Source organism: Streptomyces sp. SID4985, assembly GCF_009863025.1.
Classification (GTDB): domain Bacteria; phylum Actinomycetota; class Actinomycetes; order Streptomycetales; family Streptomycetaceae; genus Streptomyces.
Window position 1 is genome coordinate 1 of record NZ_WWIR01000076.1, and the last position, 8,302, is coordinate 8,302.

Below are 8,302 nucleotides of genomic sequence, written 5' to 3' on the forward strand. Positions count from 1 at the left end.
CTGCGGCTGCGGCTGCGGCTGCGGCTGCGGCCCGGAACGGCGCTGACCAGTCCCAGGTGGCGATCGGGCGCCGTCCGGCCACCCCGCCGCCCAGGAACCAAGGACCCCACGCGTCCGGCCCCCGAGGCCACGTACGGGCGTTCCGAGTCACCACCCGCGCGGCTTCTCCGCCACCGATCCCCGCCACCGAGCACGGGCTACCCGGCCCGCGCCCAGGTCGACCCGCCCGTCCCGAACCGGTGGCCCGGAACGCCGACGACGACGGTACCGAGGACGAGGGACGCGTCCCTGCCCCCGGCCCTGAAGCGACGGAGCGCCACACAGCCGACTCCCAGCGCTGGGCACGGACGTTCTCGGACCCCCACCAGCGCGCTTCTCCTACGCCGACCGCCCGCCATCGGACATGGGCCGCCAGGCCCACCAGGTATCGGACACCCGGCCGAGCGCCCCCGGCGCACCCGTGCGCCGGGAACTTTGTGAAAAAATTCACCCATCCTCTTGGCCTCGCGCGGAGATCGGTGCTGGAATGCCGCCACCACTCATCGGCTCGACGGCGTGCTGGAGGAGGCAACGTGGCGTACACCGCCATGTCTGGTTACGGAACGACCCCCGGTGACGATCCCCTCCAGACCGCGGTGTGGCGGCTGCGCTCCCGGGCCTGCTGGGCGGACGCGGCGGCCCTGCTGCCTGCGGACACCCCCGGCACGGCCCTGCAGCGGGCCGCCCTGCTCGTGGAGCGCTGCCTGTACACCGAGCGGGGCTGGGAGGCCGCCGAGGACGCGCTGCGCACCGCCGAGGCGCGGGCCCAGACCGACGACGAGCGGGGCGCGGCCGCCTGCGAGCGCGGCCAGCTCGCCTACGCGTCCACGCTGCACGGGGTACGGGACCGCGCCGACGAGGCACGGTCCGCGCTCGGCCGGGCGGCGGCACTGATCGCTCCCGGGTCCCCCGGACGGGCCCTGCTGGACTTCCGGCGCGGACTGCTCGCCGAGAACCTGAGCAGCTCCCCGCAGGCGGCCCGCGCCGCCTACCGCCGGGCCCACGCGGGCGCCACCACCCACTCCGCCCCGCTGCTGCTGTCCTTCACCTGGCGCCACCTCGCCGGACTCTCCCTGCGCGAGGGCGAGTTGGCCGAGGCCAGGCACGGCTTCGCCGAATCCCTCCGCATCCGCGAGGAGTTGGGCTACCTGGTGGGCACGGCCCCCGCCCTCGCCTCCCTGGCGGACACCGAAACCGAACCGGAGGCATCCCGCCTGCGCGAGGAGGCCCGCCGGCTGTTCCGCCTGCTGGGCGGCGTACCGACCTGGCTGGCCGAGCAGTTGAACCCACCAGCGCCGGGTGCGGCCACGGCGTAGTCGCGAGGCCGCGGGGGCACTCCGCGCCCGCGGCCTCGCGCCGCAACCCCGGACGCCACAGCGGTGCGCCCGGACAGCCGCCCGCCGAGTGGCAGTTCAGCGTGCGGAGCGCGTCACGCGGGCACCGACGCCTCAGCGGAGCCACAGACCAACGCCCCGCGCCTCAGCGGCCCGTCAGCGCCCCGCCCCGAAATGCTCTCCCACCAGCCGCGAAGCCTCCTCCAACTGACCGGAGGCCAACGCGTCCAGAAGAGCGAGATGTTCGGTCGCGTCCGCCAACAACGCCGTACGCCCCCGGCGGGCCTGCGTGCCCACCAGGGGCCACTGGGAGCGGCGGTGCAGGTCTTCCGCGATGCCGACGAGCTGCTCGTTGCCCGCGAGGGAGAGGACGGCGCGGTGGAAGGCGCGGTCGGACTCGGCGTAGACGGCGGGGCAGCCGGAGCCCGCCGCGCGCACCGTGTCCTCGGCGAGCGGCAGGAGTTCGGCCCAGCGGACGGGCGGGACGGTACGGGCGAGCCGTAGCAGGACCGGCACCTCCAACAGGGCCCGCACCTCGGCCAGTTCGGCCAGTTCCCGGGCGCCGCGGCGGACGACGCGGAAGCCCCGGTTGGGGACGACCTCGACCGCGCCCTCCAGGGCGAGCTGCTGCATGGCCTCGCGGACGGGCGTGGCGGAGACGCCGAAGCGTTCGCCGAGGACGGGCGCCGAGTAGACCTCGCCGGGCTCCAGTTCGCCGGTGACCAGCGCGGTGCGCAGCGCGTCGAGGATCTGCCCGCGCACCGAGGAGCGCTGGACTGCGGCGCGCGGCACGCGGATCGGCGTCTCGCTGTGCGTGTGCTCGCCGCGCGCGCCCGTCGCGCCGACGGCCCGTTCGCGGGGCGCCGCGGCGGGCTCGGACGGTCGGGGCTGGGGCGGTACCCGGGGTGTCGTGGGCCGTGCCGCGCCCCATGGCAGTCCCGCTCCGGTGAGGTCGTGCAGTCCCTGCTTCACGGGGTCCTCCTCCGGCTGTCGGGGGTTGGGTCCTGAGGTCCTGGGATCGAGGGGGACATCGACGGCGGTCTGTCATATGTCCGTCAAGAACCTTAGGCGCCCGGGGCGGCAGTTCAAATTCCCCGAAGGGCGGGTAAGGTTAGCCTTACCTGCACGTCAGCGCCCGCACTCACGATCGGTGGTCCCGCCATGCCCGCTGCGGTCTCGCCGCTCGCCGCCGCGTACGCCCGTCTCGCCGAGGTCTATCCGTACCTCACCGTGACGCTGCTGAACGGCCCGGCGGAGCCGCTGCCCGAGGGAGAGGGCTGGGTGACCGGCGACGGACTCGCGGCGAACGGCGAGCAGCTCGACTCCTTCCTGGCCTGGGACGACGAGCAGGTGCTGCGGGACTACGGGCAGCGGGGGCGCCCGGACGTCATCGCGAGCTTCGGCCTGCACCGCTACGCGTGGCCGCTCTGTCTGATGATCACCCTGCCGTGGTTCCTGCACCGCCGGGTGCCCCGGCTGCCCGCCGCGCACGTCGCCTACCACCGCACCACCTCGCGCATGACCCTGCGCCCGGACGCCTTCGCCTGCCTTCCCGGCGACCCGGCGGCGAACCTGCCCGGCGCGGTCGTCGTGGCCGACGAGGAGGCCCTGCGCGCCGAGGTGCGCGCGGCCGTCGCGGAGCACCTGGAGCCGGTGCTCGGCGCCTTCGGACCCCGGATGCGCCGCCGCGGGCGTGCGCTGTGGGGCATGGCGACCGACGAGATCGTGGAGGGGCTCTGGTACGTCGCCGGGCTCCTCGGCGAGGGCGAGGAGTCGCGCGCGATGCGCGAGCTGGAGCGCCTGCTGCCGGGCGCCACGAAGCCGTACGCCGGTTCGGCCGCGTTCCGCGAGCTGACCGCGCCGGACGGGGCGCCGGCGCCCACCCGGGACCGTGTCAGCTGCTGCATGTTCTACACCCTGCGCCCTGCGGAGGCCTGCGACACCTGCCCGCGCACCTGCGACAGCGAGCGGGTCGCCCGGCTGACCGCCACCACCGCGGCCGCCTGACCGCCACCCACCGCGGCCGCCTGAGCACCTTCGCCTACCACCGGAACCCCGTTACGGAACCGTCCGTACGAGGAGTCTTTATTCGAACTCAACTCGTGCTCCTCAAGCGGTAGTTCGAACGTTTTGCCACTCCGGTCACCCCAGGGCACTTCCTTGGCGGTCTCTTGCCCCGAAATCCCCGGAGTCACGCCGGGTATGGGCCACTATGGCGGGCGTTACACCCCATCCCAATGCGAGGGACCGCTGATGCGACTGACCGACATATCGCTGAACTGGCTGCTGCCGGGCGCCGTACTGCTCCTCGGGATGCTGGTGGCGGTGGCGGTACTCGCGCGCGGCAGGCGTGCCTCCAACGAGAACGCGAACGCGGACGACTCGTGGGAGCGCAGCGAGGAGCGGCGCAGACGCAAGGAGGCCGTGTACGGCACGGCGTCCTACGTCCTGCTCTTCTGCTGTGCGGCGGTGGCGGCCGCCCTGTCCTTCCACGGACTGGTCGGCTTCGGCGAGCAGAACCTCGGACTGACCGACGGCTGGCAGTACTTGGTGCCGTTCGGCCTCGACGGCGCGGCCATGTTCTGCTCGGTGCTCGCGGTGCGCGAGGCCAGTCACGGCGACGCCGCGCTGGGATCGCGCATCCTGGTCTGGATGTTCGCCGCGGCGGCGGCCTGGTTCAACTGGGTGCACGCGCCCCGTGGCATCGGCCACGACGGCGCCCCGCAGTTCTTCTCGGGCATGTCGCTCTCGGCGGCCGTGCTGTTCGACCGGGCGCTGAAGCAGACCCGCCGGGCCGCCCTGCGCGAACAGGGCCTGGTGCCGCGCCCGTTGCCGCAGATCCGCATCGTCCGCTGGGTACGGGCACCCCGTGAGACCTTCCGCGCCTGGTCGCTGATGCTCCTGGAGGGCGTCCGCAGCCTGGACGAGGCGGTCGAGGAGGCCCGTGACGACAAGCGGCAGAAGGAGGAGACCCGGCAGCGCCGCCGCGACCAGAAGCGCGTGGAGCGCGCCCAGTTGAAGGCGCTGAGCCGGGGCGCGAGCGGAGTCGTCGGGCGCACACCGACCCGGCAGGTCGAGGTGCAGATGGATCGTGACGCGGCCACGGTGTCCGCGGAGCCTGCCATATCGGCATCGGACACGCTGCCCGGACGCTCGCGGCCGTCCCTCCAGCCCGTGAGGAAGGGGACTGAACCGGTCACCGTCGACCTCACCGCCGAGGACGACACCATGGCCATCCCCCGCCTGGACTCGCTGGAGCGCAAACTGAAGGATCTGGAGCAGCAGTTCGGCTGAGCACGGCCGCACTGCGGTACGGGACGGGGCGCCACCCACGCGGACGGCGCCCCGTCCCGTTTCCGTGTGCCGCTCGCTCTCCTACCCCGCTCCGGCGCCGAGTTCGAACCACACCGACTTGCCCACCCGGTGCGGCCGTACACCCCAGGCGTCCGCGAGGGAGCGCACCAGGACGAGCCCCCGGCCGTGGGTGTCGTCGGTCGGGTCGGCCGTGCGGAGCAGCGGCCTGCGGGTCATGAAGTCCCGTACCTCCACGCGCAGTCCGCGCGGGGAGACCACGGCGGTCAGCACCGCGTCGTCGTCGGTGTGCACCAGTGCGTTGGTGACCAGTTCGCTGGTGAGCAGTTCGGCCGTCTCCGCGCCGCCGGGCCGTCCCCAGCCGCGCAGCAGCCGCCGCAGGTCGCGGCGTGCCTCGGGCACCGCCGCGAGATCGGCGCGGGCCAGCCTGCGGCAGAGCCGTCGCCCCTCGTCCGTATGGTGGTCCGTCCCTTTCCCCGTGTCCGCAGGTGGCGCCCCGGTGTTCCCGGGTCCGCCTCCTCGTGCCCGTCTGGTGATGCCCCCCGCCCGCACTGTGCCTGACCTCCCCCTCCTGGTCGAGCGTCGAACGCGTACCCCGGGATGCTTGCCCAGTGCCCCTGGGGGCAGTCATGGGCGGCCGCGGACCGCCGCCTGTTCGGCCATGCCCGTGCGGGGTACGGCCGGGGCCGCCCACGGCGGCCCGAGGGTGCCTGACGCGCCCAGGAGGCCGTACGGCGCCCCGGGCGCCCCCGTGGCCGCGTACGCGACCGTCCGGCACCGGAGGTCCACGCTCCGTGAACGTGGTGTGAAAGTGGCCGGAAACATACGCTCGGTGATGGTGGATCAGGGACGGGGCACGTTCCGCAGATTGGAACGGGCCATCTGGAGCATCCGGCCGACCCCGCCGTCCAGCACGATCTTCGAGGCGGACAGCGCGAACCCGGTGACCATCTCGGCGCTGATCTTCGGCGGGATGGAGAGCGCGTTGGGGTCGGTGACGACGTCGACCAGGGCCGGTCCCTTGTGCCGGAAGGCGTCCTTGAGTGCCCCGGCCAGGTGCTTGGGCTTCTCCACCCGCACGCCGTACACCCCGCAGGCGCGGGCGACTTCGGCGAAGTCGGGGTTCACGTCCGTGGTGCCGTACGAGGGCAGGCCCGCGACCAGCATCTCCAACTCGACCATGCCGAGCGAGGAGTTGTTGAACAGCACGACCTTCACCGGCAGATCCAACTGGACCAGGCTCAGGAAGTCGCCCATGAGCATGGTGAATCCGCCGTCGCCGGACATGGAGACGACCTGGCGGTCGCGGTCGGCGCACTGGGCGCCGATGGCCATGGGCAGCGCGTTCGCCATCGAGCCGTGCGAGAACGAACCGATGATCCTGCGGCGGCCGTTGGGCGAGATGTACCGCGCGGCCCATACATTGTTCATTCCCGTATCAACTGTGAAGATCGCGTCCTCGTCGGCGAGTTCGTCGAGCACGGCGGCCACGTACTCGGGGTGGATCGGGACGTGCTTCTCCACCTTGCGGGTGTACGCCTTGACCACGCCCTCCAGCGCGTCGGCGTGCTTCTTCAGCATCCGGTCGAGGAAACGGCGGTTGGTCTTCTCCTTCACCCGGGGCGTCAGGGCGTGCAGCGTCTCGCGGACGTCGCCCCAGACGGCCAGGTCGAGCCGGGAGCGGCGGCCGATGACCTCGGGGCGCACGTCGATCTGCACGATCTTCACGTCGTCGGGCAGGAAGGCGTTGTAGGGGAAGTCGGTGCCGAGCAGGATCAGCAGGTCGCACTCGTGGGTGGCCTCGTACGCGGCGCCGTAGCCCAGCAGTCCGCTCATGCCGACGTCGTACGGGTTGTCGTACTGGATCCACTCCTTGCCGCGCAGAGCGTGCCCCACCGGGGACTTGACGCGGGCGGCGAAGTCCATCACCTCGGCGTGCGCGCCCGCCGTGCCGCTGCCGCAGAAGAGGGTGACCTTCTCGGCCTCGTCGATCATCCGCACCAGCTGCTCGATCTCGGCGTCGCCGGGACGGATCGCGGGCCGGGAGGTGACCAGGGCGCTCTCGAAGGACTTGTCCGGAGCGGGCTCGTCGGCCACGTCGCCGGGCAGCGTGACGACACTGACCCCGCTCTGCCCGATCGCGTGCTGGATCGCGGTCTGGAGCAGCCGGGGCATCTGCCGCGGGTTGGAGATCATCTCGCTGTAGTGGCTGCACTCCTGGAACAGCCGCTCGGGATGCGTCTCCTGGAAGTAGCTCAGGCCGATCTCGCTGGACGGGATGTGGGAGGCGAGGGCGAGCACCGGGGCCATGGAACGGTGGGCGTCGTAGAGGCCGTTGATGAGGTGCAGATTGCCCGGCCCGCAGGACCCCGCGCACGCCGTCAGCCTGCCGGTGATCTGCGCCTCGGCCCCGGCCGCGAACGCGGCGGTCTCCTCGTGGCGCACATGGACCCAGTCGATGCCGGGGTGGCGGCGGATGGCGTCCACGACCGGGTTGAGGCTGTCGCCGACGACGCCGTACATTCGGCGCACCCCGGCGCTGGCGAGGATGTCCACGAACTGCTCGGCGACGTTCTGTTTGGCCATGGTGGTCGTCTGCCCCTTCGCGGTCCCGGAATACGCCTCTTCCGGTTCCATCAAGTCACAGGGACCGCCGTCACGCCTCCCACACGGCCGCCGCCGTACGGTCGTCGGCGTACCCCTTCACCCGCGTCTGGGTGTCCGCCAGGAAAGCGGCCAGCCCCGGCGCGGCGGCACGGGACCAGCGCCGGGCGAGGAACGCGCCCAGGGCCGGTTCGCCCCGTAGGGGTTCCGCGAGCCCGCCCGTGCACATCAGCAGCACGTCACCCGGGCGGGCTACGGAGGCCCGGAACCGGAAGGCGGGCTGTGCCTCCGGTGCGGGCGCCGGGGCGAACGGGCTCGGCGGGGCCGGCAGACCGAGGTCCAGGGTGAGCCGGTCGCCCTCGGGGGAGGCCGCGGGCAGCGCGCCGAAGGGGGCGCCGGGGGCGGCCTCGGTCTCGCTCTCGGCGGTCGGCGGGCTCGGCTCGATGTCCTGCCACTCCCCCCGCCGCAGCCGGAACAGTCCGCCGTCGCCCGCGCCGAAGAACACGCGGTTGCGGCAGTCGGGGTCGGCGGACAGCAGCAGACAGCGCAGGCTCGCGGTGTACAGCTCCGGGTCCAGCTCCCGCTCCGCCGCACTCGCGCGCAGCATGCCCAGGCTGCGGTCGGTCAGCCGGTGCAGCCCCGGCTTGAGCGCCCCCTTCCGTCCCGCCCGCACGTCCTCGGCCAGCCGCTCATGGCTTCGCCCGACCGCCCCCGCGATCCACCGGCACGCCTCGGCGGCCGCCCTGTGCGCCTGGGGCGCGGCGCGCGCGCCGGTCGCCATGGCCACGAGCACGAGTGCGTGCTCCCCGCTCCCGAACCGGGCGGTGAGCATCGCGTCCCTGCGCGGCTCACCCCGGTACCGGGCCGAGTCCCCCCGCATGGAGGCCGCCCGCAGCGTGCAGGTCCCGTACTGGGCGCCGTCCAGCAGGGTGTCGGAGACGAGGTCCGCCAGGGCGTCGGGGTCGGCGGCGGGAAGGGCCACGGGTTCGGGGTCGTAGGTGGGGGGCCGGGTT

Annotated in this window: 7 protein-coding genes; 3 read left to right on the forward strand and 4 right to left on the reverse strand. The window is 73.2% G+C overall.

Annotated features, from left to right (window positions below; translation table 11 throughout):
• Nucleotides 1-572 precede the first annotated feature (572 nt).
• A complete protein-coding gene (locus GTW40_RS03170; protein WP_343245605.1) occupies nt 573-1,355 on the forward strand; it encodes a hypothetical protein in 783 nt (260 codons plus the stop codon).
• A 174-nt stretch (nt 1,356-1,529) separates the two neighbouring features.
• On the opposite strand, the gene GTW40_RS03175 is transcribed toward GTW40_RS03170, so the two are convergent.
• Entirely contained in the window at nt 1,530-2,345 is an 816-nt protein-coding gene (locus GTW40_RS03175) for a GntR family transcriptional regulator (protein WP_161178608.1), read from the reverse strand.
• A gap of 189 nt (nt 2,346-2,534) precedes the next feature.
• On the opposite strand from GTW40_RS03175, the gene GTW40_RS03180 reads away from it, so the two are divergent.
• The gene (locus tag GTW40_RS03180) at nt 2,535-3,380 is read left to right on the forward strand and encodes a (2Fe-2S)-binding protein (RefSeq protein WP_161178609.1); all 846 of its coding nucleotides are present in this window, start codon (nt 2,535-2,537) and stop codon (nt 3,378-3,380) included.
• 246 nt (nt 3,381-3,626) lie between these two features.
• The gene (locus GTW40_RS03185) at nt 3,627-4,667 is read left to right on the forward strand and encodes a DUF2637 domain-containing protein (protein ID WP_161178610.1); all 1,041 of its coding nucleotides are present in this window, start codon (nt 3,627-3,629) and stop codon (nt 4,665-4,667) included.
• An 81-nt stretch (nt 4,668-4,748) separates the two neighbouring features.
• On the opposite strand, the gene GTW40_RS03190 is transcribed toward GTW40_RS03185, so the two are convergent.
• The 3 genes from GTW40_RS03190 to GTW40_RS03200 all read right to left on the reverse strand — a co-directional run.
• Entirely contained in the window at nt 4,749-5,111 is a 363-nt protein-coding gene (locus tag GTW40_RS03190; RefSeq protein ID WP_237525309.1) for an ATP-binding protein, read from the reverse strand.
• A 417-nt stretch (nt 5,112-5,528) separates the two neighbouring features.
• A complete protein-coding gene (locus tag GTW40_RS03195) occupies nt 5,529-7,271 on the reverse strand; it encodes a pyruvate dehydrogenase (RefSeq protein ID WP_161178611.1) in 1,743 nt (580 codons plus the stop codon).
• A gap of 70 nt (nt 7,272-7,341) precedes the next feature.
• Nucleotides 7,342-8,302, reverse strand: a 961-nt coding sequence (locus tag GTW40_RS03200; RefSeq protein ID WP_161178612.1) for a protein phosphatase 2C domain-containing protein, incomplete at its 5' end; no start/stop codon positions are given.

Coding starts and splice junctions, on each gene's coding strand:
- GTW40_RS03185 (WP_161178610.1), top strand. CDS start 3,627: ATGCGACTGACCGACATATCGCTGAACTGGCTGCTGCCGGGCGCCGTA.
- GTW40_RS03180 (WP_161178609.1), top strand. CDS start 2,535: ATGCCCGCTGCGGTCTCGCCGCTCGCCGCCGCGTACGCCCGTCTCGCC.
- GTW40_RS03195 (WP_161178611.1), bottom strand. CDS start 7,271: ATGGCCAAACAGAACGTCGCCGAGCAGTTCGTGGACATCCTCGCCAGC.